Source organism: Shewanella mesophila (genome assembly GCF_019457515.1).
GTDB classification, from domain to species: Bacteria; Pseudomonadota; Gammaproteobacteria; order Enterobacterales; family Shewanellaceae; genus Shewanella; species Shewanella mesophila.
In genome coordinates this window covers 3342736-3369626 of record NZ_CP080421.1, presented here as the reverse complement: position 1 = coordinate 3369626, position 26891 = coordinate 3342736, and the positions used below count along the sequence as shown (strand labels likewise).

Here is a 26891-nt window from a genome sequence, read left to right as displayed (position 1 = left end):
TTTTTTATAGAAGTAGTTAACTGACCGAGATGAATCAAGTATCTATTAGCGGCTAGTTATGTCGATAACAAATACTGCCCATTGGCTATTGGACAATTGGTTTTTTATCGGTAAGTTAAACACCTATATATTTTTTGTCGCTATCGCGGCCTAGACTAAGGATAATGGCTATGGGATTACTCGATGCGTTAATGGGCAATGCTTCAGAGGTAAATTTAGATGAGCTGGCGGAAGAGTTAGGTCCAATTTTGGGCGATAATGAGCAGTTAGCATTGGCCTATCGTGTACTGCGCGATATGTTTGTATTCACTAACAAGCGCCTTATCCTCATCGATAAGCAGGGGATGACAGGCAAAAAAGTCAGTTATCACTCAGTGCCTTATAAAGCGATAACCCATTTTGAGGTGGAAACCGCTGGTAGCTTCGATATGGATTCCGAGTTAAAACTGTGGATCTCCGGTCAGAAAGAGCCGTTAGTTAAAGAGCTGAAGAAAGGCACCGATGTGGTCGGTATTCAGAAGACCATAGCTAATTTCTCACTCTAATCTTCATAGTGACGCGAATAAGCCCAGGCCTATGTCTGGGCTTTTTGTTGCCAGTTAGGCGTCCAAAGCCGCTCTTGGCAGATTACTTTTCTCTGGCCGAGCTGCTTATCTAGCTCAATTAGGTTGCAGTACTCAAATTAGTGAGGCCATTGAGCAGCGAGTTGTCTATGGCGAGGAGGCTGCATGAGGTGAGACTTGATGATTAGCGTTCGGCCAAAGGCGGAATTTTCTGTGCTGGTACCATAGTCGTCGAATAGGGAATCGGCTGAAACCGTATCTAATTATGCCTGTATGTGAGCTAAATTTTGTTTTATTGGAAAGGTAATCTCAAGCGCTACGGTCTTACTTGGCTCGATACTAATTTAGTGAATGCGGCAACAGTTCTCGGAGACTCATTTGATGGTGAAATTAGCAAAGCTTTCTTTTTTATTCCTGCCAACCTTACTACTTGGTCAGACAGCGAGTGCCGAGGTGCAGGGTAATGACTTTATCCAGGTGTTTGAGCAGCTTTCAGGGAAGCAACCAGGTGTCAGGAAGGGGCATGCAAAAGGCGTCTGCGTCGTCGGTGAGTTTGCCCCCTCGACCGCAGCGCTTCAATATTCAAGTAGTGCGTTGTTTACAGCTGAAAGTGTAAAGGCGAGCATTCGTTTTTCAATGGCGGGTGGAAATCCGGCAGCCAATGAAACTGAGCGCAGTCCTAGAGGCGTTGGCGTTCAGTTTAAGCTGCCTGATGGCAGGGTTCATAATATTGCAGGCTTAACCACTCCAGTGTTTCCAGGTAAAGATCCACAAACCTTTTTAGGATTACTGCAAACCTTGGTGCCTAACGAGCAAGGTCGTATTGATTTTGCTAAGGTAAAGCAATATCGCCAAGAGCATCCAAGTACACAAGCTCAATTTAATTGGTTGCAAAGTCATAATCCACCAAGTTCATATTCGCGCGTGCAATACTATGGCATCCACAGTTTTAATTTTGTCGATGATAAAGGTGATAAAACTAAATTCAAGTGGCAGCTTGCACCCGTTGCGGGCGAGCTAGCCTTGACGGAACAGCAGATGAAGCAGCTTCCACCAACCTTTTTAGCTGACAAGTTAAAGCAAGAGTTGAGCACCGGTAGTGTGCTGTTTGAGCTGCACGCTATTATTGGATATGAGGATGATGTCACAAACGATCCTTCACAGTTTTGGCCAAAAGATCGCCAAACCATCAGTTTAGGTCTGCAAACTATCAATCAAAGTGGTGACAACCGCTGTGATGGGATTAACTATGATCCTAACGTGCTTTCTAAGGGAATTGAGCCGAGTGATGACCCTGTATTAAGGTTACGCTCCACTGTGTATGCCATTTCATTTGGTAAGCGACTCTCCGGCAACTAGATAGCTGAGTGCTTGTGTGGGATTACTTCGGGCTCGCTAGATAGGCTTTACGCTCGGCGGTGTAGTCCCACCAGTTTTTGGCGTCGTGTCCCTCCATATAACGTACAGCGGCAATAAAGACATCGATAACACAGGGGTCATGACGCTTGCCTGTAATGGCCTCTAGTCGCTGGTGCATCTGGTAGGGGTCTTGGCCAATCAGTGCGTCAGGATTATGCAACCCGAGCAGATGCAGATCCTCTGCTGTTGCCTTGCCGACATTGGGGATCGATGTTAGATCGCTAACTTGCTTGTATCTGGATTTCATCTTATCGACCTTTATTCGGGGCGGGGAACCAGTTTACTGGCTATTACCTATGCTGTCTTGTTTATCAGTGAGTAACCTCTGACGAATAGGGCTAGCTATAAAGAGTAAGCCACTCCATGAGTGGCTTTCTTATTGCGACTGGGGTTTATAGCTTAACCGTTTTAACGCCTTCAGGTGTCCCCACGAGCAATACATCGGCGCCGCGCTGGGCAAATAGGCCGTTAGTTACAACACCGACGATCTGGTTAATCTTTTCTTCCATCTCTTTCGGGCTAACGATCTTCATGTTGTAGATATCAAGGATCACGTTGCCGTTATCTGTAATAACACCTTCACGATAAACAGGATCGCCACCAAGTTTTACCAGTTCGCGCGCCACGTAAGAGCGAGCCATTGGGATCACTTCAACGGGTAGTGGGAACTCACCCAGAACGTCGACTTCTTTGGTGTTATCGACGATACAGATGAATTTTTCGGCAACGGCTGCAACGATTTTCTCGCGGGTTAGAGCGGCACCGCCTCCTTTTATCATGTCCATGTGGCCGTTGATCTCATCGGCACCATCGACATAGACAGACAGCTCATCGACCGAGTTAAGGTCAAATACCGGAATGCCTAATGCCTTCATCTTTTCGGTAGAGGCTTCTGAGCTAGATACCGCGCCTTCGATGTCAGCCTTTATGGTGGCTAGAGCATCAATAAAGTGATTAACCGTTGAACCGGTACCAACACCGACAATAGTGTCTTTTTCAATGTACTCTAGTGCTGCCCAACCGGCCGCTTTTTTCATTTCATCTTGAGTCATGAGGAGTTCCTATAAGGATAAACGAATCATTTTGGCATTATTATACCTTTAGTTGCCGTCGGGGATATGTCAAATGACTCAGTTTGTTTCATTTAGCAGTATTTTTGTTTCATTCGGAAGTGGTCTCCCGTCACGAGCAGCTTTAGTACGCTTAACCTATTGTGCGCTTAACTGAACCTGCTTAGTTTATATTTAGCCCGCACCATTTTGCAGTGGGCAGCTTGTTGATATCGCTGGGACTGGTAAAAATGGCTTGAGCAGAGTAGGTTAGCGACTACAGAGATGCTTCGTTATTAGATAATAAAAGGAATTAGGAGAAAAAATGGCTGGTGCAAGTTTATTAACCTTGCTAGATGATATTGCTGCAATCTTGGATGATGTGGCATTAATGAGTAAGGTCGCTGCGCGCAAAACAGCTGGCGTGTTGGGGGATGATCTTGCGCTCAATGCCCAACAAGTGTCGGGGGTCAACGCCGACAGAGAGTTGCCTGTCGTGTGGGCGGTGGCTAAAGGATCGTTGCGTAATAAGTGTGTTTTGGTGCCTGCCGCACTGTTAATTAGTGCCTTTATCCCCTGGGCGGTAACGCCATTATTGATGCTTGGTGGTTTATTTCTCTGTTATGAGGGGTTTGAAAAGTTATATCATTCAATGGTGCATAAGCAGCAAGAAGAGATGAGCCACGCAGAACTCGTTGAGGCTGTTGGTGATCTTAAGGCTTTCGAGAAGGAGAAGGTCGCAGGTGCCATTCGTACCGATTTTGTGCTTTCAGCAGAGATTATTGCTATCACTCTAGGGGTGGTTGCAGAGAGTAGCTTTTTAACTCAAGTGGTCACTCTGAGTGTGATAGCTGTGTTGATGACCATAGGAGTCTATGGATTGGTTGCAGGCATCGTCAAACTTGACGATGCCGGGCTCTATTTGAGTCAGCGACAGGGGCAAGGGGGACTCACGCGTTTTTGGCGCTGGATAGGTGGTGGATTAGTTAATGCCGCACCTTATTTAATGCGGGGGTTAACCCTTGTCGGCACCATTGCGATGTTTATGGTGGGGGGCGGCATCCTGACCCATGGTATCCATATTATCGGTGAGCAATTTAACCTTTGGGCATCGTTGGTGGCGCAATGGATCGTGATTGGTCCATTCTTATCAATGCTAACACCGAGTTTACTCAACTCTCTTTTTGGGGTGATAGCTGGCGCGATTGTTTTGTTGTTGATGTCTCTCATTGGCAAACTAGGATTGAAATAGTCATTAATGAACTCAAGCTGGTGGTGTTTTCATAACAACTTGTATTATATGTGATTTTATCACTTTTTAAGCCGTAGCAGTTGAGTGTTTTTTCAAATATTAAAGAGGTTGGTAAGCAAAAATGAGAACATTAGCGGTTGTTGTCTTGATGATTTTTTGCATTATCGGCGTGCGGTTCAGGTCCTAGTGATGATAGTTCAACCCCGGCACCTGAGCCGACTCTAACGCCTGAGCCGTTTAGCGACCTATGCTATCTAATGAGTACCAGTTTAGGCGAGATCACCTTAGCTATTGATATTGTTAATACCCCGGTTACGGGGAAAAATTTTGCCCGTTATGTAGAGGCCAACTTTTATGATGGCACTCTTTTTCATCGCGTGATCCATAACTTTATGATCCAAGGTGGTGGTTTTACTAAAGGTTTAGTTGCCAAACCCGGCTTTGAAGCAATTGTGAATGAAGCCAATGTTGGTTTTACCAATGCTCGAGGCACTATTGCTATGGCACGGACAAATGACCCGAATTCCGCTACCCCACAGTTTTTCATTAATACGCTTGATAATGCCCATTTAGACCAAAGTGTCAGCAGTTATGGGTATGCTGTTTCTGGTAAGGTCATTGAAGGGATGGAGGTGGTAGACCAGATAAGTATTGGTGCCACTACAAATCAAAATGGTCGCAGTGATGTCCCTGTGACCGATATTCAATGCCCCAATCTTTAACCTTAAGAATGATTTTTATTCGATGCCGTTAATTCATACGGCGTTTATTTTATGGTTTTTCGTTGAGATGCAGTTTCAGCAGATCGATCATCGCATTTGCGGCAAACGAAAGTGGTTTATCTTTTTCCCAAAATAGGCTCATGCGCCAGTTAAGTGAAGTCTCTGTCAATTGACGACTAACTACGCCCTCGAGTTGATAGCGCTCGGCAATGAACTTAGGCAATAGCATGACGCCAATTCCTGCGGCAACCAAGGCAATACCAAACTCTGGCTGATTAACATGAGTCGGGTTATCTATGGTTACGGCGGCATCACTACAGGCATTGATGACCATTTCATGGAGTGAAAACTCAGGCTCAAATAGAATTTGAGCGCAGCGATCTAATGCGCTAATGGGGATCTCAGTCTTTTTAGCTAACGGATGCAGGCTAGGTAAAACCACCACCATTGGCTCGGTATGAATCGCTATTCCTTCAAATTCTTGATTGAGTTCGATGATGCCTGTCGCCAGTTCTATCTCGCCCTGTTTGAGCGCCGATGTTTGCTCTACTCCGCCACGTACTAAGAGTTGAGTGTGAATTTGCGGGTAGCGTTGGCGATATTTAGCGATGATAGGAGCAAAAAGCTCGGCACTGCCAAGTGGAGCAAGCCCAAGCTTTAACTCACCTTTATTTAACCCTTTAAGCGCGTCGAGTTCTGTGAATAGTTCACGCTTGGTATCTAATAGCTTTTGCGCGTATTGATAAACCAATTGGCCGTGAGTGGTTAGCGTGACCGCTGTTCCTCGTTTTCCGCGCATCAACAGTGGAAGTTCTAACTCGGCTTCTAGTTGGTTTATCGATTTAGACAGCGCAGGCTGACTAATATGGATCTTAGCCGCTGCACGGTTAAATCCTTTGCAGTTAACGATCTCTACAAAATAGTGTAGCGCCTTCAGATCCATTTTGATTTCTTTTAGTTATTTAATTTATAAATAATATTCATTTTTTTTATCAAAAATACAAGCGTAAAATTATCCTATCAATATTATTTCGGCTTTAAATCACGCTATGAGTACCTCTTTTCTATCATTAAAACGTCTTCTTCAGGTATTACTGCAAGTCAGCTTACTTTGTTTAATTGCGTTATCGGCGCAATGGTTAGTCGATGTTTTTTCTCTGCCTATCCCGAGCAGTGTCGTCGGTTTAGGTGGGCTATTATGCTTGTTGGCACTCAATTGGCTGCCCGAGCGATTTGTGGCTGTGGGAGCGGCTTGGTTGTTAGGGGAGCTGCTGTTGTTTTTTATTCCGCCAGTGGTCGCCTCTATCCATTATGCTCCACTATTTGAACAATATGGCGTCAGTCTGATGCTGACCTTAGTGCTGGGAAGTGTGTGTGTTTTACTGATAACAGGGTTTGTTATCGATAGAGTGTTTCGCTTTGAACGACGTCATAATCGCGCCAAAAGAGTCTTTGCTCCGATTGGGCATTCTAAGGTAGCGGGTCACTAATATGTTGCAGTATCTCTCCTCCCAAAGTGTTGCCGTGTTGTGCTTATTAGTCACGCTAGTGTGCTACTTTGCCAGTAAACGCTTATATCGGACTTTTCGTCAGTGGTGGTTATCTCCGATGATTGTAACCCCGATAAGCTTACTCACTTTGGTGGTGTTATTTGCGATCCCTCTGCCAACTTATTTTGTTTATAGCCATTACTTAAGTGCCTTGTTGGCGCCGGCGACAATAGCCTTTGCCTTGCCCATTTATAGAGAGCGACGGTTGATCGCACGTTATCCATTGACCATAAGTTTAGGTGTAATAACAGGCTTACTTGTTGGGTTACTTTCTTCGTGGTTGTTAGTGAAATTGATCTATTTACCCCCCGAATTATCTCACAGTATGTTGGTTCGTTCGGTCTCTACGCCATTTGCTTTAGAAGCCACATCAGCATTTGGTGGCGTTCCCGATTTGACGGCAATGTTAGTGTTAGTTACTGGCGTACTGGGGATGTTGCTGTGTGGGCCGATTTTTAAATTGGCAAAAGTTAGAAGCCCTCTGGCGAAGGGCGCAGCCTTAGGGGCGTCGGCTCATGGTGTTGGCGCGGCAAAAGCCGCAGAGCTTGGACAAGAGGAGGGCGTTGTTGCCAGCCTCACCATGATTTTGACTGGGATAACTATGGTTATGGTCGCGCCACTTTTTGCCTGCATCTTAATATAGGTGTTTATTGTGCTATTGGGATTTTAGTAGTCTGGCACATAATTTAACGAAATCGGATGAGGTAACAATCCCCGTTATCTTGTGTTGTTCATCAATCACAGGCAGGCAGCCAAGTTTGTTATCAATAAAGTAATCAATAACTACGGCTAAAGGTTCATCTAAAGTCAATTTTTGAAACTCAGACTCCATGATCTCTTTAACTAAGGTTTTACGCTCTTTTCTATCTAATGCCTCACTCCCGTAATGTGTCAGCATATGGACTACGGTTGATATCATCTTCTTGTGGGTGAGTATGCCAACTAAATCGCCACTTTCTTCGCTGATAACCGGTAGATGCCTTACGCCCCGATTTTGCATTAACAGGTGTGCGTCCTTTGCGGTGGCCTGATCGCTGATGCAGACAGGCTCAGTAGTCATAATGTCACTAACTTTCATTGTTTGTTCCCTCAACATGTCGGTAGATGAAGCATAACAGTTTTGTTGAATATCGTCCTGTTTCCTAAGGCCTGTTTTTTATTAGGGGAGTAATGAGCGATCTAGTTTTCGCTGCAGGCGTTGTAATTTGTTCTCGAAAGTTTGAAAGTTGCCGTTGAATAATAAATCTGCAATATTAGTCATTGATAATTAGAGGTCATTAGACCTCTTACCAGGAATAAAAATAATAATGCCTGTTTATCTTTCTATGCGGTAGTTATCAAGCTCACAAGATGTGAGATGAGATCTGAAGGGATAATCGGTTCAATTAAAGGAATAACAATGAAAACAAATTATTCGCGCAGAGACTTTTTGGCAATGTCGGCTAAAGGTGTTGGCGCCGCAGTCGTCTCATACGGACTCATGGGGTGTTCTAGCAGTGATAAAGATGATGATACATCGAGCACTGAGGTGCAGTTTTATCATGGTGTAGCTAGTGGCGATCCAACACATAGTGCCATAATTTTATGGACGCGAGTAACACCCGCTGTCGACGCCGATATCAGCGTTAGCTGGGAGATCGCGACAGATGCCGAATTTACCGATTTAGTCGGCAACGGTGAGACGGTGACTAGTAGAGATCGTGATTACACCGTTAAAGTTGATGCTATTGGTTTAGATTCTGGTACTCACTATTACTACCGATTTAAAGCGGCTGATAAGACCTCTGATGTCGGATTGACTAAGACTTTACCCGAGGGCGTCGTAGATAGTGTCAAGTTAGCCGTGATGTCTTGCGCTAACTTTCCAGCGGGCCATTTCAACGTATATCAGTTAGCCAGCCAGATCGATTCTCTCGATGCTGTGGTGCATCTTGGTGACTATATTTATGAGTATGGGCGTGGTGGCTATGCCAGTGAAAATGCAGCCACTCTTGGTCGAGAGGTGTTGCCTGCAGGAGAGTTATTAACCCTTGAAGATTACCGTACTCGCTATGGGCAATATCGCAGTGATACATCGCTTTCGGGTCTGCACTCAAAGGTGCCTTTCATCACCGTATGGGACGACCATGAAGTCGCTAATGACTCGTGGGCTGACGGCGCCGAAAATCATAATGAGGGTGAAGGGGATTTCCAAGCGCGTAAAGAAGCGGCGCTTCAGGCCTATTTTGAGTGGTTACCTATTCGTCCTTGGGCAGAGGGGAACCATGAAGAGATCTATCGTTCATTTAGTTTTGGGGATCTCGTTGATTTACATATGCTTGATACTCGTCTTTTGGCGCGTGACAAGCAGTTAGATTATGCCGACTACATCGATGATGCCACTAACAGTATGGATAGTGCTCGCTTCATGGCTGATGTGACTAGCAGTGACAGAACCATGCTTGGAGCGGATCAATTACAGTGGCTTCAAGCTAATTTACTGACTTCAACCGCTAAATGGCAGGTGCTAGGGCAACAAGTGTTAATGGGCACCATGATGTTGCCTGCGGCGATAGCGACACAAAAGCTGAGTGTATACCAATACGCAGAATTGGGGGCTTTAGCACAACTTGCTGGCCGCGCCGCAGCGAATGATCCGACATTAACCGCGCAGGAATACAGCTATTTGATTGGTAATCAGCATAAGCTAACGCCTGAGGTGATGGGACTGCTACAGTTGCCATCGATCCCTTATAACCTAGATGCTTGGGATGGTTATGCTTATGAGCGAGAGGTTATTCTCGCGACGGCTAAATCCGCTGGTGCTAACCTCGTTGTTATTGCTGGAGATACTCATAATGCCTGGGCTAATGAGATATTAGACTCTCATGGTGACCTTGTTGGTGTTGAGTTTGCGACCAGCTCGGTTTCATCTCCGGGACTCGAGTATTATTTGGGAATAGAAGCGGATCAGCAAACAGTGACAGAAGCGGGTATTGTCGATCTCGTTGATGGTCTAAAGTACACCAACTTGCGTGATCGCGGGTTTATGTTGCTGACCTTCGATAAAACCCAAGTCAGAAGTGATTGGCATTATGTCGATACCTTGATGTCTGTCGAGTTTAATGAAGCGACAGATAAGCATTTTGCTGCGGTGACTCAGCTGGGTGAACCCAAAATCACAGCGGCTTAGTTGAGCTCGTGATGATTTGAGGCTAAAAGCCGCCCTTGGCGGCTTTTATTTTTTGACTAAAAGTCAATTCAACATCGACATTTCACTATTTAGTTCTGCAGTTTGGCGGGTTTTAGTATAAAATCCAGCTCCAAAATCTCGTTGTCAATTTTTAATCGTTTTGAGCATCAATCCGGTTTAATTGTGCTACGTTGAATTTGGGCGAAAGCTAATCTGTTCGATTAGTTCTTTACCTACTCATAACGCTAAATATCACAAGATGGGGACGGTCTGATGTCTGAAAAACACTTTATTACTGCTCAGCAGCTGCTTGAGGATTCTTTTCGCTTAGCGGCACAGGTTTATGAAAGTGGTTTCAGACCACAATTTATCGTTGGGATTTGGCGCGGAGGTGCCCCTATTGGTATTGCAGTTCAAGAGTATTTTGATTTTAAGAAGGTTGATACCGATCATATTGCCGTTCGTACCTCGTCCTACTATGGCATTAATCAACAAAGTAAGCAGATTAAAGTACATGGCCTGCACTATATTGTTGAAAATGCCAATGCGGATGATGGTCTGCTCATCGTAGATGATGTGTTTGATTCTGGTCGCAGTATCCATGCATTAAAAGAGAAGTTACAAGAGCTGATGCGTCTAAACATGCCTACAGACGTGCGTATTGCTTGTCCTTATTACAAGCCAAAGAATACTGCCGTTGAATTAAAACCTGATTATTTTATTCATGAGTCTGAAGAGTGGCTGGTATTCCCTCACGAAGTGTCTGGTTTATCGCCAGAAGAACTTGCAGAAGGGAAAGGCGACCTTAAGAATATTAAGCATCTATTTGTTTAAGCGCCATTAGGTTTTAGTTGGAAAAATGCCACCTAATGTAGGTGGCATTTTTTTGTTATAAGCGGTCAATTTCATCACTGAGTTGATAAGATTTATCTGTGACGATTTTCTCTAGGGTCACGACGCGATCTTTTAGCTTTGCCAGTTCAACTTTTAAGTTGTCTATTTGCTGATTCTCTACATTGGCGTGGCGTTTGTTATATTCCTTATAACCACTGATGGCAAAACCGCCGATAATCGCTATTGCGGCAATTTCAAAAGGTCCCATTGTTATTCTCCCTTTAACTTTAATTTTTATAAACTTTCTTATATGGATTGGTATTAATGACTATCTATAGCACCAAGTAAAGCTTGGGCTGGTTTTATCTTATTTATTTAATAGCTATTACCCTAATAGCCATTTTGTTCTTTGTTAATAACTCGTTAAATTAACTAATTATCTTAAGTTCAGGTGCGCTATTTTTTATTAAAGTAGATGTTCTTTAACTAATAAACACTGCTTCTCAGCTTGTACGGCGCGCTCAAGTCCCATTTGAGTGACTTGGCTCAAGTTGGGCTCATTATTGAGTATCCGTGTTAGCCTCGCAACACCTGAATATGAGCAGTTCATCGGTAAAAGATATTGAGTATATACTCTCATAAAATCAGGACTATTGCGTTTATCGACCTCGATGAGCTCTGTTAGTCGTTGTTCAGCCGTAGCTTGGCTTAGTGCTTTTTGTTCACTAGGGTAAAGCTTACGCATCACTTGGGTTAACTTATCTAGCATCAGCGGATCACTATCGGCGCTATGCTGTTGCACACGTTCAAACCATTGACGTTTCTGAGTTGCTTTAGGCTGGACGACTTCGGCACTCATTGCATATTTGTCTGCAATTGTAGATTTATCAACTTGTTTCTCTTTTAAGAGTAACCGCTGAGCGCCAGGGTGATCGTAACGGTTGAGATGGATAATAATCGCCCAGCGCTGAGTCTGGTCGAGGTTGATGCCATTGAGTTTTTCGGTTCCATCGAGCAGTGCTGCAAGGTGTTGTTTAGCATCGTGGCTGGTAGCAAATTTAATATAGGCATCGAACCATAATCCTTTTATCTTATCATTTGATTGGGTCATGGTAAGGCGAAGACTCATCTGTTCGAGTGCACGCAGTGCTCTTTGGCTATAACGTTGCTGATTCGGACTCATCTGCTCTAACAAGGCTTTAGCCTGTTCTAGTTTGTCGATCAGTTGCTCTAGTACCTGTGGATCTTGCTCAGTGGGGGCGTTAATTAACACGCTCCCCAAAAAGCGATTAAGAGCGAGTTCTCCTTCTAGGACACCGTTCCACAAGGTTTGCCAAAGCATGATCCGCAGCTGTGTGTCTTCAATTTTATGCAGATGAATTAGCGCGGTTTCAAGTGAGCGAGGATCGAGTTTGACCCTGACATAGCCTAAGTCTTGGTAATTTGGGAAAACAAGATCTGGACATCTAACGCCGTATAGACGTTTGATGTTAGTAATTTCGCCATCGTAAGTGACAGTGGATATCAAGTTTGGATGCAGTGCTTGGCGACCTATGGTAAATAGGCCTAATTTTACTTTTTGCTCTCTCAGAACAGAATTAGCCTTGCTTGGATCTTGGTGTAGGGAAAACTGGCTAATGCGGTTGTTACTGCATTGATACTGCACTTCAATGCGATTGACGCCACTTCGATAGAACCAATCCGTTGTCCAATTATCGAGTGGCCGTTTCGCTGACGCAGAAAGGCTCGCCATAAATTCATGAAGATTGGCACTGCTAAACTGATATTGGTTCAAGTATTGATAGAGGCCTTTGTTAAAGGCTTTGTCACCGACAAGAAAGTTAAGCTGGGTGAGTAGGGCTACGCCTTTTTTAATGGTATTGGGTGCAACGCCTTCATCGAGCAGCTCGCTGCTGGCTATAGTGGTTTGGATAGGCTGACTGTTATCTCTGTCATCGATTTGATAAAAACTATATTTATCTAGATAGTTGGCTGGTGGATTGGACTCAGCTGCGAGCGCTTTGTTGGCCATAAAAGTGGCAAGAGTCTGACTAAGCCAGAGGTCATCCCACCATCTCAAAGTGACAAGGTTGCTGAACCATTGCTCAGCGAGTGCCCGCGACACGAGGAAGTGAAGTTGTTCCGTGTCGAGCATAGACTCCTCAAAGGTGCTTATCGCAGCGTTTGCCATCATATTCTGAGGCAGTTTGGGCACCAGCAGTTGATCATATTTTGAAAATGGATATGGGACGCCTAATTGCTCTTGATAGAAGGCTATTGCGTGTCGAGTCTGCTCCAGCCACTGCGTTGAATCGACTTGATTAGCAATCGATTGGCGAGCATATAGCGTGATTGGCAGCTCATCAAGTGTGACTTGCCATTGTTTGTAGGGACCGGCATGAAGCGAAAAACTATGAGGGCTAATAGGTTTAGTTGACTCAAATTGCCATTGAGTCACTAATTCACCTTTAACTTGAGCGTTAGATGCACTAGCGCTTATCACTGTCCAATCATTGGGGGCGGCGACAGTTAAGTGATATACGGCCTTAAGATCGGGTTGATCAAACTGCGGCACCATCATTTGCGCGCTTGACGGCAAGAAGTGGGAATAGAGGTAAGTATTGCCGTCAACTGGGTCTGTGTATTGGATCAGGCCCTGATCTGCGCGGCTGTATGGCTTGTTGAACTGCAGATTAATTTGGTTTTTACCACTGCTGAGAAGGGCTGCAGAGATACTTAAGCGTTTGCCATCGTAATTGGGATAAACTTTGCTCCCGTTAATGGTAAAAGCTGTCACATTAGCTTGGTTAAAATCGAGGGCCAAAGCTTGCTCGGTATCGCTTAGATTAAAACTAATAATGGCGCTGCCACTAAATTCTCTGGGGTGAGTTAGGGTTAGATTGAGCTGGTAATCAAGATCACTTATCCGCTTGGCTCGCTGCTGGGCTTGCTGGGCTTGCTGGGCTTGCTGTGCTTGCTGTGCTTGCTGTGCACTAATAGAGTGACTTTGATTTATAATGAGATCCTGTTTTGGGGTTACAGTGCTTTGGCAGGCCGAAACCAATAGTGACATTACGCCAAGGAGACAAAGCTGAATCGGTTTCAAAGCGGGGTCCTTAATGATCTCATATCGCGGCTATTTTTAACCCGATCTCATAAAAAAAACCAGCATTTTTGCTGGCTTTTTAGCACTGTTGTAGCTAAATACCGATAGGTATTACATGCCAAGGAAAGACTTAGACTTTACCTTGCGGATCTCTTTTTCATCAGACCATTCGATCAGACCTGTTTCAAGATCCATTAGACGCATAGTCATTTTGTAATAGACATCTTTGGTACTGCCATCTTGCTTAACTATGCTAGATAGATTGCCGTATAGCATGAATTGCGCGCCAATTTGACGCCCAAAGTTGATTGCTGTCGATGGATCAACCATGCCTGAGTTGTTTTGGTAGTCTAGCTGTTTACGCACCGCATCAACTTTAGTCATATCGATAAAACGAAACTTACCCGAGCGCAATAGTTTATTACTGATAGAGTCGGTAACCGATTCTGTATCTATGTGCTCTGAGGTTTTATTTTTAATCTTGTCGACAAAAATGATGGGGCGATCATTTGCTGTCATGGCGACCACTGGAGGGAAGGTCATCATGCTATCGACCATCTTAGCCGTGATCGCTTGCAGATCGGTGGAACCGAAGTTTTCATTCACGGTTTCCACTTCAGTCGCATCACCGTATTGGACCTTTGATTGACAGCCTGCGAGACCGATTGCCACTGCAATGATAAAAAGAAGCTTGAACTTTTTCATAAAATACCGATTCCTATAAGTAGATTAGATGATTATTGAATAAAAACGGGTGTAATTACCAGTGTCTATAATCCAAATTAATGTTGTTTTGCCACTTTGTACCTCTATGCTTTGCGGTGGTCGTTGATCGAGCGCTATTTCATAGTGGCCTGGGCTGACATATCTTCTAGCAATTTGCGCTTGCTTTGGTAAGGTCAGCCAGCTACGTCTATCAGCCTGCTCTGTAACGACATTGAAAATCTGCATTGCAATTACGGCCGCATCAATTTCATTACGGCGCCTCTTGGATTCACTCTGAACACTCTGGGCCATCTCTGCTTTAGTATAGACTCTAGCCGCTTGTCTAATTAGAGCGGCTGGGAGTTCCTCTTTTAATGCGGTAATAGCAAGTGCATCGATGTTGGTGATAGGGGATGCTTTTAACACTGTCCCTAAACCAGAGATCTCGCCGGGTTTCGTTATGGCACGATCAGGAAAATAGGTCGCTAACGATGCGGTTTGCCAGTTGCCATGAACAGTAAAGGGGACTGTGAAGCTTTGCTTTTCGGGGACAAAGCCACGCTCTAACATGATGACGACTTGCCCCTGCTGCTTGCTAGTTGCCTCAGCCTCTCCCCAACGCCGCTTAAATTCATCATATTGGGGCATAGATAACTGCTTAGCTAAACGCACTAAGTCTTGTTGAAGATAAGGGTTGTTCGGTGCGAGCTGAGCCGCCTTACGATAATCGATGAAAGCATCATTTGGTTGCCCTAATATTTCATACAATAGGCCAGTAGTGTAATAGCTGTATGCATTTAGAAATGAACTGGTCGTAGAACCCGCTGCTTTCGCGAGTCTATCCATTTCACTATCAATTGTGCCATTTGCCATGGATTGTACTGACGTTTTTGATTTTTGATAACGAGATTGTTCTAGGCTTTGGAGTTCATTACTTCGGCGAACTTCGACTAGTGCGCCTTGGCTATCACCGCTAAAGAGATAATTGAGTGCTTGGTATTGATGCAAGATTATCCGCTCAAAGCCTGGCCCACGGTATGGAATAACGTTGTCGTTGATAAATAAACTGCTGGCTGTAGCGCCTAAATCGCTAGCGCTGATTAGCGCCTTGTCATCAAATTTTTCATATGCCGTTATGGCTTTTGCGTAGTAGCTTTTACTGGCTTCAAAGTCACCTTCTAACTGAGCGACGCGGCCAGCTTCCTGAGCGTATAGCAGACCGTCGGCACCACTGATCTTGTCGTCGAATCGCTGATAGTTATTCGTGGTCGTTTGTGAGTTGAGTTGCGCCTTAATTGGCGCAATTTGCGAAGGATAATTGATGAAGATGCTGTTAAAGGCGCAACCTGACACACTCAAGCTTACTAAAATAGCAATCAAGAAGGGTTTCATTAACCATGTACCTTAATCGGGGGATGGCATCGACTTATCGCCATATTATTTAGCACTCCTTCATTTTTATATGCTCGATTTACAGCAATATCAGTACATAAGCAAAATGGATCGTTATTAGTAATGCGGTGGTGGTGTCTCTTCTGCTTGAGTCGCCATATTGCTAGGCTCAACCTGCTGTATTTTACTGATGAGCATGCGTAGCTTTTCTTGCTGATCATTGACTAGTTCGTTGAGTTTTATTACTTGCTCATCGAGTGCATCAATGGTGCTCTCTTGAAAGGCGAGCTTCATTTCCAGTTCTTCAATTCTTTGTTCTAGTTGCACCAATCTTTTCCTCTATTGGGCGGGGATTGACCAGGTTTCTAACAAGCCATTACTACTAATGCTCATTACCTGGTTATTTTGCGCTTCAGCGACAGAGTATACAACGGCTCCTTTGGTTTGGGCATGCTCTGTCAGGCTAACACGCCAATTAGCGAGCGGTTTTCCATTTGATACTCGCCAAAATATGATCTCGCGCGCAGGCGTTCCCGTCAGTAGGCCTGTATTATCATTGGTAAACCTTGCGGCCGAAAAGTTCATTGTGCGGCGTTTAATCTTCAGTTGACTTAACTGCTGACCACTTTGAGTCTGCCAAATTATCCCTTGATTGGTGCTATCAGAGCCAAACGCCAATTGACCATCGTGACTGATACTCACCTTAATGACCCGACTCGCTAGCGGCCATTGATGTATTGGTTGTCCCGTTTGTGCATGCCATAACATCACCTGATTATCGTTTGCCCCAGATAGCGCGAGCATTCCATCATCAGAAATCGCAACGCTATTGACCTTCTCTGTATGGCCGAGAAACTTGATCAGGCGGTTGCTTTTCGGATCGAGTGACATAACGCTACCATCGGTTAAGCCAATTAAAAGCGCGCCAGTATTGGCCAGCGAAATTGATTGCCCTGTGGATGGTAGCGACCACCAACCTAAAGACTCTCCATCTTCAATACTCCAAAGGGCGACAGAGTCCCGGCTGAGAGAGGCTGCATATCTGAGGTTATTTGAGATTGCGGTGTCGATCGCTTGTTCGTTGTTTTTACCGTGAAACCATTGGAAACGCTGGGTGTTAGTTGTCAGATCCCAAAGTTGTAAGTTATTGCTTGCTGTACTGAGCAGTAAAAATTTTGGGGTACTTGACAGCGAAGCGCTATAACTCGGTTCATAGATGATCGGTGTCGAGTGAGGCTTTGGTTGACAGGCTGTGATGATGATAGCGCAAATTAGCAGCAAACTGCTTTTTTTCATGAACTTGTCCCTAAAGATATTGTCTGTAGCTCAAGTATTATTGCATTCAGCTGTTTATGGTCGTCACGTTATGTTGGATCCTGAGTTGTATCTATATAGCTTAGATTAAACATCAGCAATGTAATTGGTATATGTTAATTAACTAGTATAAAGTGGTTCGTCTTATAAAAGTAAGCTTATTGTAACCACAAGAAAATGCTGAGGAAGCTTTAATGAAGTCGATTTACAAAATTTCACTGGTCGCGCTAGCAGTGGTTGGTTTAACTGCTTGTAATCAAGAAGAAAAAACAACAACTGCGCCAGAAGTCAAGTTAGAAACTAGCGCGCAAAAGCAAGCGTATAGTGTAGGTGCTTCTATTGGTAAGTACATGTCTGGCCACATTAAAGAGCAAGAAGAATTAGGTCTACCTGTTGATCGTAGTCTTATTATTACTGGTTTTAGTAATGGACTTAATGACGAGCTGAAGCTGACTGAAGAAGAGATGCAAACGGTTCTTCAAAGTTTAGATGAAACCTTGAATCAAAAACGTCAAGCTCAAGCTGCGGCTTTAGCTGAAAAAGCACAAGCAGAAAGCAAAGCTTTCCTTGAGGCCAATAAGGCGAAAGAAGGTGTTGTTACGACTGAATCGGGCCTTCAATATGAAGTGTTAACACCAGGTACAGGCGAAAAGCCTGCTGCAGAAGACACAGTTGAAGTCCATTATGTAGGTACGTTAACTGATGGTACTGAATTTGACAGCTCTATTGCACGTGGAGAGTCTGCAAAGTTCCCATTAAACCGCGTTATCCCTGGTTGGACCGAAGGTGTGCAACTAATGTCTGTCGGTGCTAAGTATAAGTTCGTTATTCCTGCTGAGCTTGCTTACGGCAACCGCGACACAGGCACTATTCCAGCTAATTCAACTTTGATTTTTGAAGTCGAATTACTCTCTATTGAGAAAGCGTCAGCGCCAACGGCTGATGCCGCTGCAGCAAAGTAACAAGCCATTGTTGAACAAAAAAGGACGCATAGCGTCCTTTTTTATGTCTGGAATTTAGTCGTTTGATAGCGCTTTTGTCATCAGGTTGGTTTACCGCGCGAGATAACTACGCATTTCCTATTAGCTTGAGTTAAAATTTGCACATAGTTATTTTGGGATTTTGGTTATGGAATATGAATTTCGCCGTAATACGTTAACTGGCACGTTAGTCGCCAACTTTTCGATGGACCATGAGATCATGGGGCTGTGGTTCGTCGATGAGCTGGGTGAGGACAGTCAATTATGTCAGCAATTACAAAACACTATATTACTTTTACAGCAAAGTGCAATAAGCGATAAACGTTTTGTGGGTAAGGCGATTTCGATTGAACTCGATAGTGAACAAGTTCGTGTATTTGCTAATGTGTTAGAGATGGAAGATGAGGTTGAACTCGATGAATCCATGTCTCTCTATGATGGCGAATCAGAAGCTTTTTGTGGTTTAGAGGATTTTGCTGCCGCCTTGGATAGTTGGCAGGCATTTATTAAGGACAGTCGCTAAGACTGGCATTAAACCGAAATAATAAAGGCAGCGTTAGCTGCCTTTATTATTTAAAAACCATCAAGGTTCAATTGACTGAGTTTATTGATTTAGGTAACGCACCGCCATTTCTGTACGAGATTTAGCATTGGCTTTTCTGAGTAAGTTTTTTACGTGAACCTTTACGGTTCCTTCGCTGATATGGAGTTGCTCGGAGATCACTCGATTGCTTTTGCCTTCTGCCAGCAATTCTAAAATCTGTAACTCTCTAGGCGTTAAGCTATCAATCCAAACTTGCTCATCTTCACTATCTTTAAGCTCATAGAGGAAATCCTCAACAGATTCAGAGATCACTCTGTGACCTTGCATTGCATTTTTAAGCTTTTCGAGCAATAAATCGGGCTCAGTATCTTTAAGTAAATAGCCGTCGGCTCCTGCTTTTACCAAGCGTACAACATCTTGTTTGGCATCTGATACGGTGAGAATAACGATGCGGCTGGTAACCCCTTCTTGCCGCAGGGCATTAAGGGTATCTAGTCCGGTCATTCCTTTCATATTGAGATCGAGTAATACGATATCTGGCTCATCTTCAGCAGTGGCAGATAGCGCATCTAATCCGCTACCCGCTTCGCCAAAAAGAGTAAAATCAGTGTCTGACGCGATGAGTTGGCAGATCCCTCTGCGTAATAAAGGATGATCATCGACAACGAGTACTGAGTAAGGTTTGCCCATTTTTAACTCTCCAGCGGCTGTATGCTGTATAAAAAATTAATGTGTTCTACCTAGACTATTGGTCAGGTGCTTTTTCTGGCGGAAAGAGTAAGGTTACTGTGGTGCCGCCATTTTCATTGCTAGAAAAGTCTACTATACCAGAAAGCCTGCTGGCGCGCTCATGCATGATCCCAATCCCAAAATGTTGATCTCGTTCTTTTAATTTATCGACGCCAACACCATCATCGCTGATACTAATGCGAACATTAGCATCTTGGGTCACGCAAGAAATTGCGATATGTTTGGCATTGGCATGCTTAATTGCGTTTAGGGTCGCTTCTCTGGTGAGCTGCAATACGTGTATATGTTGATGCGCGCCGAGTAATTGCATCGGGAGCTTATAGTCGAGTGTGATCTCGGCTGTTGATTGGCTGCGGAGTTGATCTAGCATTGCCTCTATCGCATGGTTAAGATTCGGATCATTTATGGTTAAGCGAAATGTGGATAGCAACTCTCTAAGCTGCACGTAGGCCGTATTTACTCCCTCATTGATCTCGCTAAGCTGTTGTTCTACTTGAGGGCTACGGCATTGATCGTTTAAGCCTTTAGATAGCAGGCTAACTTGGATTTTTAGAAATGAGAGCAGTTGTCCTAATGAGTCGTGCAACTCCCTTGCAATTACGCCTCTCTCTTCCATTAAGGCTAACTGCTGACGCTGTTCGCTCGCGTTATAGATAACAATTGAACGAGCAAGCATGATGGCGAAGTTTTCAAATAGTGCATGATTTATCTCTCCGTTTGCTGCGACTTCGAGATACCCTAGCTCATTCTCAGCGAATTTTAGCGCAAAGCGTATCTTTGCTATAGACGAACGCGGCCAGCCACCATCAGCCTCGATACAGAGCTGTTCATCCTCATCTTGTACTATGATAACTCGGATAAATGTGCTCGGTTCATGTGCTCTTAATTGGTTTAGAGCCTGTCTTATCGTATTTTTTTCAAGCTTACCTGAATGCAACATGACTAGGTTGTCATAGAGTAATTTAAGTTCATTGTTGGCTCGGGTTAATGCGAAGGTTTTCTCCTTAACTTGATTCTCGAGATTGTCGTATAGGCTTGATAGCTCTAGAGCACTCGTCGCCAGCGCATTGCTAAGCGCACTTAGTTCTATATATTCGCTTTGAGGTACATCGACATTAAAATTCCCCTTCGATATGGTGTTAGCTGACTCCATTAGCTGATGCAATGGTTTGACGACTTGTCGCTTGGTATAGCGGACGGCGAAAAAGGCGATCAACAACATTAGGCTTAAGCCGGCAATTTGGCTTGCGGTGAGTAGTTTTAGCTTAAAGGCGGCATGTTGTTCAGTCTCAAGAACCAGAAGATCGATCGTATCAACAAAATCCTTGAGTGCAGAGGCATAAAGGCGAGAATTTTCCTCTTCAATATAACCCTTCATCACCTTCCACTTTTGAATCACTAACAGGTACTGCTCTCCCAGAACATCGGGTGTCATCCAGCCTAATGATCGCTTAAGTGCATCGGAATAGAGGGTTGTTTCGAACTCTTTAATTTTCTCATCGGCATCTGCACTACCTGAGTTTGCATAAAACATCAGGCGGTAACTCTGCATCCGCAAAGATCCTGAGGCATTAATCGCTCTAGCGTCACCTAAACTGTATGCCAAATTGGCGATAGCAAAAGTTGCCAGTCCGCTGGAAAGTAAAATAAAGGTTAACATTAACCCAAAAATTGTGGAGGTAAGACTACCTTTCTTCATCTATTAGAACTCATTAATTTATCTCAGAATTTTAGTGATTATCCGCTACACCGCTTTATTAGTCTTTGCTCATAAAATTAACATATTAGCAAAAGTGTGATGTACAACACATTCACATTATGATCTAACTCAAACTTTACCTCGGATACCCCATAAGAGGTATATTTTAAGTAGGGGTTAAAGGCTAACTTTGGCCATGGAGATGATGTGGTTATTAAGACTACAATAAAAAGTAACACGGAGATGAGATGGTGAAAACATTAACTAAGAAAACCTTTGCACTAAGTGCCTTGGTCGCGGCAAGCCTTATGGCTTCAGGCGTGATGGCGAGCGAAAAAACAGAGCCTCGTAATGAAGTTTATAAAGATAAGTTTTCGAAGCAGTATGACAGTTGGCATGACACTGCAGAGAGCAAAGAAGTCGTCGACATGCTTGAGAAAGTGCCTAGCTTAGTCGTACTTTGGGCTGGTTATGGTTTTGCCAAAGACTATAATGCGCCACGTGGCCACATGTATGCTGTCACCGATGTTCGCAATACACTGCGTACCGGTGCACCTAAGTCAGCCGAAGATGGTCCAATGCCAATGGCATGTTGGTCTTGTAAGAGCCCAGATGTGCCTCGCGTGATCGAAGAGCAAGGTGAAGATGGTTACTTCACTGGTAAGTGGTACAAAGGTGGTGCTGAAATCGTTAACACTATCGGTTGTGGTGATTGTCACGAGAAAGGCTCTTCTAAGTTACGTATGTCTCGCCCATTTGCCGAGCGTGCAATGGCGACAATTGGCACACCATTTGATAAAGCGTCTAAGAAAGATAAGCAATCTATGGTTTGTGCTCAGTGTCACGTAGAGTACTACTTCGAGAAGACTAAAGACCGCAAAGGGTTTGTTAAGTTCCCATGGGATATGGGCCAAACTGTTGAGCAGATGGAAGTCTACTACGATAACATGGAGTTCGCCGATTGGACTCATGCCGTATCTAAGACGCCAATGTTGAAAGCACAGCACCCAGGTTATGAAACTTGGAAGCTTGGCGTACATGGTCAGAACAATGTGACCTGTGTTGATTGCCATATGCCTAAAGTTAAAAATGCTGAAGGTCGTAAGTTTACCGACCATAAAGTAGGTAACCCATTTGACCGCTTCGAAGAGACATGTGCTACTTGTCACTCTCAAAGCAAAGAGTTCATGGTTAACTTGACCAAAGAGAAGCAAACTAAGGTTAGTGATCTTAAGGCTCGCGCTGAATCTCAGTTAGTCAAAGCTCACTTTGAGGCGAAAGCGGCATGGGATGCCGGTGCGACTGAAGCTGAAATGAAGCCAATTCTTATGGATATTCGTCATTCACAATGGCGTTGGGATTATGCAACAGCATCTCATGGTGCTGCAGCTCACGCGGCAGATGAAATATTGCGTATTCTAGGTACTTCAGTCGATAAAGCTGGTGATGCCCGAGTTAAACTCGCTCAGCTACTTGCTGCTAAAGGTGTTAAACAGCCTGTTGCAATTCCTGATGTATCTACCAAAGCAAAAGCACAAGCTGCGCTAGGTATGGATATGAAGAAGATGAACGCTGCGAAAGAAGAGTTCAAGAAAAATACATTACCTAAGTGGGATGAAGAAGCTAAGAAGCGCGAAGCAACTTACTAAGTCATACTATTTAGCAAAAGTGTTTTAGTAAAAACCCTGGTTAGATAACCAGGGTTTTTTTATGCCATTAACCCCTATTTAATCATCTTAAGTAAGGCTTTAAAGCGTTCGCCGCTAGCGTGCTGTTGAAGTTCAAATAGCAAAGATTCACTGTTAGTCACTTTGGCGCCGTACTGGGTCATCATCTGAATACCAAGTTGCTTGTTCTCTGCTGTTCGAGAAGATACGCCATCGACTACCACGTTGACCTCAAAATCATTATCTAATAGATCTCTACATGTTTGATAAACACATACATGAGTCTCAATTCCCGTCATTAACACCTGCTTGCGATCATGACTGCTCATGGCTTCACGGAAAGCTTCACAATGCCATGCACTAAAATGAGCTTTAGCTATCGGATGATGCTTGGGTGATAGTAATGTCTGAAGATTTTGACTCGTTGAGCCGAGTTTATCAGGCAGTTGCTCAAGCCAAACAATTGGGATCTCAAACAGTTCTGCTGCCTTTATTAAGGTTTCTAACTTGCTTGTCATTGCTTCAGCTTGATGCATGATCTGGGCAAGTTTGCCCTGAACATCGACGATGACGAGTACACAATCCTGTGGTGTTAACATAGCGACCTCCTCTTTTTGATGTTCCATCATACCGATAACGCCATTTTTACCAATCCGTCATAGGTCGAATAAAAGTTGCCCATTTCTTGTGCGCTAAGGGCATGCTTGCACCTTTTTAGTGCATAACTTGGTTTGTACCTTAGGACGCAATAAGTTAACAGTATGTATTATATATGTTTTTAATTTTGGCCTAATGATTGAATTGTTTTTGCTATAACAAAACTACAATGACGAGTCGGAGGCTGGAATGAAATTAATCAGCGCAATAATCAAACCATTTAAATTGGATGATGTGCGAGAAGCAATAGCTGGGCTGGGTATAGAAGGGATGACAGTCACCGAGGTGAAAGGATTTGGGCGCCAAAAAGGGCACACCGAACTGTATCGCGGAGCAGAGTATCAGGTCGATTTCCTACCTAAGGTAAGACTGGATATCGCTACCAAAGCTGAAAATGTTGAGCATCTGATTGAGTCGATTGTTTCAGCCGCGCGAACCGGCAAGATTGGCGACGGTAAAATCTTTGTCACGGATCTGGATCAGGTTATCCGTATCCGTACTGGCGAACTCGATAACGAAGCACTTTAGGGGGATTAGATAATGGAAGAGTTAAAGGCATTGGGCGCAACAGTAACAGAGTTGCGATTCGCACTAGATACATTCTACTTTCTTATTTCTGGTGCGTTGGTAATGTGGATGGCAGCGGGTTTTGCCATGCTTGAAGCTGGGTTAGTTCGTTCTAAAAACACCACAGAAATTTTAACCAAAAACGTATGCCTATACTCTATAGCATGCATCATGTATTTGATTGTCGGTTATAACATCATGTACGTCGACAATGCAGAGGGCGGTTGGCTGCCATCGCTTGCTAGCTTAATTGGTTCTCAAGCTGGCGATGCCGATCATGCGTTGGAGTCAGACTTCTTTTTCCAAGTGGTGTTTGTCGCTACTGCTATGTCTATTGTGTCTGGTGCCGTAGCAGAACGGATGAAGTTATGGTCATTCTTAGTCTTCTCAATTTTTATGACGGGCGTCATCTATCCTGTTGAAGGATATTGGACTTGGGGTGGTGGATTCCTCTCTGAAGCCGGTTTTGTCGATTTTGCTGGTAGTGGCATAGTCCATATGGCGGGAGCTGCGGCAGCGATTTCAGGTGTGTTATTGCTTGGTGCTCGAAAAGGCAAGTATGGCGCAAATGGCCAGGTTAATCCTATCCCTGGTTCTAACCTTCCTATGGCGACGTTAGGTATGTTCATTCTATGGATGGGGTGGTTTGGCTTCAACGGTGGCTCTCAGCTGCTGGTGTCTGATGTTGAAAATGCATCGGCAGTTGCCAAAATTTTTGTAAACACAAATTCAGCCGCTGCATTTGGTTCTGTCTCTGCGTTGATCGTATGCAAAATGGTCTGGGGCAAAGCCGACTTAACTATGATTCTTAATGGTGCGTTAGCTGGTTTAGTGGCTATTACCGCCGATCCTCTCTCTCCTTCACTACCTCTCGCTGGTGCGATAGGTTTGGTTGCTGGTGGCATTGTGGTGTTCTCAATTGTGATGTTCGACCGTATAAAAATCGATGACCCAGTTGGTGCTATCTCGGTTCACGGTGTTGCTGGTTTGTTTGGATTGGTGATGGTGCCTATGTCAAATGCAGATGCAACTTTAGTGGGCCAGTTCTATGGCGCCGCAGTGATTTTCGCTTGGGTATTTAGTGCGTCATTTGTAGTTTGGTACGCACTTAAGTTGACTATGGGGATCCGAGTTACCGAAGAGGAAGAGTACAACGGTATGGATGCGTCTGATTGTGGTATCGATGCGTATCCTGAATTTGTATCGCTAAAGAGTGCTAGCTAATCGTTTAATCTAGTGTCATCTCTACCAGGGCCTTTGCTATTCACGCAAAGGCCCTTTTTTATGTATGATGGGCTATTGATGACTGTCACTGTTGAGTGGAGAGTGAACATGAGAGTGCTAGCATTGTGTATTGGCTTATTTTTTGTGTCAGCGGTTCATTCTGGTCAAGTGGTTGTTCGCAAGTCTAGTGAGCCGTTTGATGCGTTTGCGCTTAGGAATCAAGTCCTTAAAGATCATCAATGGCAAGAGATGTTGCGAATGCAGCAGCAAATACAAATTTTACAAGCGCTACCCATCGGCTGTGTTGCTATTCCACGTCCTTATCGTCACTTTAGTTGCGGTGATTTTTACTATCGTCCTTATACTTATCCAACAACAGGATCCTCTGCTAATGAGGTTTTTATTCAGATCGATCCACCTCTGCACGAGTGAGTTTGTTAATATTTTGTAACGCTTTGGTGGGGAAAAAGTGAGCTAACTACTTTATGATAGATCTTATGATGTGATCGTTAAGGTTGGCAATTATGAGATTAATATTATGTCTGTCCATCTTACTTGTGCTGATACAAGGTTGCGCCTCTTCAACATCACAAACTCGCATTGATAATGTAGAGCAGTATTTTCGGGATGAATATTTTTCTCCTGCACAAGACCTTATCCAACCGCAGGAACTTTTTTCTCTATCTAGTCAGATCACTCAGACATTAAGACAAGATTTTCAAAAGAGTCGCATGTCTAGAGATTACACCATGGCTAATCGTTGGCTAGCTAACTATATTAATGCCAGTAATGGTGGATTTGAATATCAAGATAATGTCACTCGTATTGCTCAAAAAACCTTTGATGATCGAGCTGGCAACTGCCTATCGTTAGTCTTACTTTCCGCTTCCTTGGCGGAAGTGCTAGATGTTGGTGTTGAGTTTCAAGAGATAGAAGTGCCACCTGTTTGGGATAAGCAAGGGGACTTTTATTTAGTTAATGGTCATATTAACTTACGTCTATTGCCCAAGGAAACCAACAATACCTATTTAGTCTCTAAAGACGCCATTCAAATTGATTTTTTACCAGAAAGAACCATGCGTGGATATGCCAAGAAGCACATAGATAAAACCACGGTAATGGCCATGTTTTTTAATAATATTGCAGCAGAGTCGTTGGTTGAGGGTAAGTATGACTTAGCCTATGCCTATATTAAGCAGAGTCTAATGTTAAAAGCTGAATTTGTGCCAGCTCTTAATACCCTGGCTATTTTATATCGTTATAAGGGGCTGGATAACCAAGCTGAAACCATTTACAAGCTAGCCTTGTCTATGGAAGGAGAAGACTTAAATGCACTGTATAATTATGCTGTGTTATTGGCTAGTCAACAGCGATTAGATGAGTGGGCTGAAGTTCATAAGACGCTCGAGCTTGCAAGGATACGTAACCCTTATTATTACTATGATATGGCTCAACAAGCGTATTTTGATCATGAGTATGAAACGGCATTAACTTGGTATAAACGTGCTGTTGAAAAGGCGAGTTATCGGCATGAGTTTTACTTTGGTTTATCGCGAGCCTATTGGGCAACAGGGGATGAACGCAAGGCTCAGTTAAATCTCGAAAGGGCATTAGCCTTAACTGGAGATGATATGAATAAACGTCGTTACCAGTCAAAATTACATGCGATGAAAACCCATTAATGGCTAACATCTTTAATGCCTTGCGCTTCTGTAAGTATTTTGA

At 43.9% G+C, this 26891-nt stretch carries 27 protein-coding genes and 1 pseudogene; 15 read left to right on the top strand and 13 right to left on the bottom strand.

Going from position 1 to position 26891, the window contains the following annotated elements; translation table 11 throughout:
* Positions 1–170: 170 nt before the first annotated feature.
* Both K0I73_RS15005 and K0I73_RS15000 read left to right on the top strand, forming a co-directional pair.
* A complete protein-coding gene (locus tag K0I73_RS15005; RefSeq protein WP_220061869.1) occupies positions 171–545 on the top strand; it encodes a PH domain-containing protein in 375 nt (124 codons plus the stop codon).
* A 399-nt stretch (positions 546–944) separates the two neighbouring features.
* Entirely contained in the window at positions 945–1922 is a 978-nt protein-coding gene (locus K0I73_RS15000; RefSeq protein ID WP_220061868.1) for a catalase family peroxidase, read from the top strand.
* A gap of 22 nt (positions 1923–1944) precedes the next feature.
* Here the strand turns inward: K0I73_RS15000 and K0I73_RS14995 are convergent, their stop codons facing one another.
* Positions 1945–2229, bottom strand: a complete 285-nt coding sequence (locus tag K0I73_RS14995; RefSeq protein WP_220061867.1) for a helix-hairpin-helix domain-containing protein — start codon at positions 2227–2229, stop codon at positions 1945–1947.
* A gap of 145 nt (positions 2230–2374) precedes the next feature.
* A complete protein-coding gene (rpiA, locus tag K0I73_RS14990; RefSeq protein WP_220061866.1) occupies positions 2375–3034 on the bottom strand; it encodes a ribose-5-phosphate isomerase RpiA in 660 nt (219 codons plus the stop codon).
* A 322-nt stretch (positions 3035–3356) separates the two neighbouring features.
* On the opposite strand from rpiA, the gene K0I73_RS14985 reads away from it, so the two are divergent.
* Both K0I73_RS14985 and K0I73_RS14980 read left to right on the top strand, forming a co-directional pair.
* On the top strand, positions 3357–4283 hold the full coding sequence (locus tag K0I73_RS14985) for a DUF808 domain-containing protein (RefSeq protein WP_220061865.1): 927 nt from the start codon (positions 3357–3359) through the stop codon (positions 4281–4283).
* A gap of 158 nt (positions 4284–4441) precedes the next feature.
* A pseudogene (locus K0I73_RS14980) lies at positions 4442–5005 on the top strand (peptidylprolyl isomerase); the annotation flags it as partial.
* Positions 5006–5054: 49 nt separating this feature from the next.
* Here the strand turns inward: K0I73_RS14980 and K0I73_RS14975 are convergent.
* Complete coding sequence (locus K0I73_RS14975) at positions 5055–5948, bottom strand: LysR substrate-binding domain-containing protein (RefSeq protein ID WP_220061864.1); 894 nt, start codon at positions 5946–5948, stop codon at positions 5055–5057.
* A 106-nt stretch (positions 5949–6054) separates the two neighbouring features.
* Here K0I73_RS14975 and K0I73_RS14970 point away from each other — a divergent pair, with 106 nt between their 5' ends.
* Both K0I73_RS14970 and K0I73_RS14965 read left to right on the top strand, forming a co-directional pair.
* A complete protein-coding gene (locus K0I73_RS14970; protein ID WP_220061863.1) occupies positions 6055–6495 on the top strand; it encodes a CidA/LrgA family protein in 441 nt (146 codons plus the stop codon).
* A gap of 1 nt (position 6496) precedes the next feature.
* Positions 6497–7198, top strand: a complete 702-nt coding sequence (locus K0I73_RS14965) for an LrgB family protein (protein ID WP_220061862.1) — start codon at positions 6497–6499, stop codon at positions 7196–7198.
* Between the two features lie 12 nt (positions 7199–7210).
* Here K0I73_RS14965 and K0I73_RS14960 read toward each other — a convergent pair whose 3' ends face one another.
* Positions 7211–7633, bottom strand: a complete 423-nt coding sequence (locus tag K0I73_RS14960) for a CBS domain-containing protein (RefSeq protein WP_220061861.1) — start codon at positions 7631–7633, stop codon at positions 7211–7213.
* 321 nt (positions 7634–7954) lie between these two features.
* Between K0I73_RS14960 and K0I73_RS14955 the strand changes: the two genes are divergently transcribed.
* Both K0I73_RS14955 and K0I73_RS14950 read left to right on the top strand, forming a co-directional pair.
* Positions 7955–9727: an alkaline phosphatase D family protein gene (locus K0I73_RS14955; protein WP_220061860.1), complete on the top strand. Its 1773-nt coding sequence runs from the start codon at positions 7955–7957 to the stop codon at positions 9725–9727.
* A gap of 273 nt (positions 9728–10000) precedes the next feature.
* Complete coding sequence (locus K0I73_RS14950; protein WP_220061859.1) at positions 10001–10561, top strand: phosphoribosyltransferase; 561 nt, start codon at positions 10001–10003, stop codon at positions 10559–10561.
* 55 nt (positions 10562–10616) lie between these two features.
* On the opposite strand, the gene K0I73_RS14945 is transcribed toward K0I73_RS14950, so the two are convergent.
* The 6 genes from K0I73_RS14945 to K0I73_RS14920 all read right to left on the bottom strand — a co-directional run bounded on the left by K0I73_RS14945 (position 10617) and on the right by K0I73_RS14920 (position 17060).
* Positions 10617–10829: a hypothetical protein gene (locus K0I73_RS14945; protein WP_220061858.1), complete on the bottom strand. Its 213-nt coding sequence runs from the start codon at positions 10827–10829 to the stop codon at positions 10617–10619.
* A 198-nt stretch (positions 10830–11027) separates the two neighbouring features.
* Positions 11028–13667: an aminopeptidase N gene (gene pepN, locus K0I73_RS14940; RefSeq protein WP_220061857.1), complete on the bottom strand. Its 2640-nt coding sequence runs from the start codon at positions 13665–13667 to the stop codon at positions 11028–11030.
* Between the two features lie 111 nt (positions 13668–13778).
* Positions 13779–14372 (bottom strand): penicillin-binding protein activator LpoB, encoded by a 594-nt coding sequence (gene lpoB / locus K0I73_RS14935; RefSeq protein ID WP_220061856.1) that lies wholly within the window; start codon positions 14370–14372, stop codon positions 13779–13781.
* Positions 14373–14396: 24 nt separating this feature from the next.
* Complete coding sequence (locus tag K0I73_RS14930; RefSeq protein WP_220061855.1) at positions 14397–15764, bottom strand: COG3014 family protein; 1368 nt, start codon at positions 15762–15764, stop codon at positions 14397–14399.
* A 117-nt stretch (positions 15765–15881) separates the two neighbouring features.
* Positions 15882–16094, bottom strand: coding sequence for a SlyX family protein (locus K0I73_RS14925; protein ID WP_220061854.1), 213 nt, complete (start codon positions 16092–16094; stop codon positions 15882–15884).
* A 9-nt stretch (positions 16095–16103) separates the two neighbouring features.
* The gene (locus K0I73_RS14920) at positions 16104–17060 is read right to left on the bottom strand and encodes a WD40 repeat domain-containing protein (RefSeq protein ID WP_220061853.1); all 957 of its coding nucleotides are present in this window, start codon (positions 17058–17060) and stop codon (positions 16104–16106) included.
* Between the two features lie 212 nt (positions 17061–17272).
* On the opposite strand from K0I73_RS14920, the gene fkpA reads away from it, so the two are divergent.
* Positions 17273–18040, top strand: coding sequence for an FKBP-type peptidyl-prolyl cis-trans isomerase (fkpA, locus tag K0I73_RS14915; RefSeq protein ID WP_220061852.1), 768 nt, complete (start codon positions 17273–17275; stop codon positions 18038–18040).
* Between the two features lie 166 nt (positions 18041–18206).
* Positions 18207–18581 (top strand): YacL family protein, encoded by a 375-nt coding sequence (locus K0I73_RS14910; RefSeq protein WP_220061851.1) that lies wholly within the window; start codon positions 18207–18209, stop codon positions 18579–18581.
* Between the two features lie 81 nt (positions 18582–18662).
* Here K0I73_RS14910 and K0I73_RS14905 read toward each other — a convergent pair whose 3' ends face one another.
* Both K0I73_RS14905 and narQ read right to left on the bottom strand, forming a co-directional pair.
* The gene (locus K0I73_RS14905) at positions 18663–19292 is read right to left on the bottom strand and encodes a response regulator (RefSeq protein WP_220061850.1); all 630 of its coding nucleotides are present in this window, start codon (positions 19290–19292) and stop codon (positions 18663–18665) included.
* 55 nt (positions 19293–19347) lie between these two features.
* Entirely contained in the window at positions 19348–21051 is a 1704-nt protein-coding gene (gene narQ, locus K0I73_RS14900) for a nitrate/nitrite two-component system sensor histidine kinase NarQ (RefSeq protein WP_220061849.1), read from the bottom strand.
* A gap of 248 nt (positions 21052–21299) precedes the next feature.
* Between narQ and nrfA the strand changes: the two genes are divergently transcribed.
* Positions 21300–22700 (top strand): ammonia-forming nitrite reductase cytochrome c552 subunit, encoded by a 1401-nt coding sequence (nrfA, locus tag K0I73_RS14895; RefSeq protein WP_220061848.1) that lies wholly within the window; start codon positions 21300–21302, stop codon positions 22698–22700.
* A gap of 74 nt (positions 22701–22774) precedes the next feature.
* Here the strand turns inward: nrfA and K0I73_RS14890 are convergent, their stop codons facing one another.
* Positions 22775–23317, bottom strand: a complete 543-nt coding sequence (locus tag K0I73_RS14890; RefSeq protein ID WP_220064404.1) for a hydrolase — start codon at positions 23315–23317, stop codon at positions 22775–22777.
* 247 nt (positions 23318–23564) lie between these two features.
* Here K0I73_RS14890 and K0I73_RS14885 point away from each other — a divergent pair, with 247 nt between their 5' ends.
* The 4 genes from K0I73_RS14885 to K0I73_RS14870 all read left to right on the top strand — a co-directional run bounded on the left by K0I73_RS14885 (position 23565) and on the right by K0I73_RS14870 (position 26848).
* Entirely contained in the window at positions 23565–23903 is a 339-nt protein-coding gene (locus tag K0I73_RS14885; RefSeq protein ID WP_220061847.1) for a P-II family nitrogen regulator, read from the top strand.
* A 12-nt stretch (positions 23904–23915) separates the two neighbouring features.
* Positions 23916–25166, top strand: a complete 1251-nt coding sequence (locus tag K0I73_RS14880; protein ID WP_220061846.1) for an ammonium transporter — start codon at positions 23916–23918, stop codon at positions 25164–25166.
* A gap of 108 nt (positions 25167–25274) precedes the next feature.
* Positions 25275–25598: a hypothetical protein gene (locus K0I73_RS14875; protein WP_220061845.1), complete on the top strand. Its 324-nt coding sequence runs from the start codon at positions 25275–25277 to the stop codon at positions 25596–25598.
* Positions 25599–25690: 92 nt separating this feature from the next.
* Positions 25691–26848, top strand: coding sequence for a tetratricopeptide repeat protein (locus K0I73_RS14870; RefSeq protein ID WP_220061844.1), 1158 nt, complete (start codon positions 25691–25693; stop codon positions 26846–26848).
* The last annotated feature ends 43 nt before the right edge of the window (positions 26849–26891 follow it).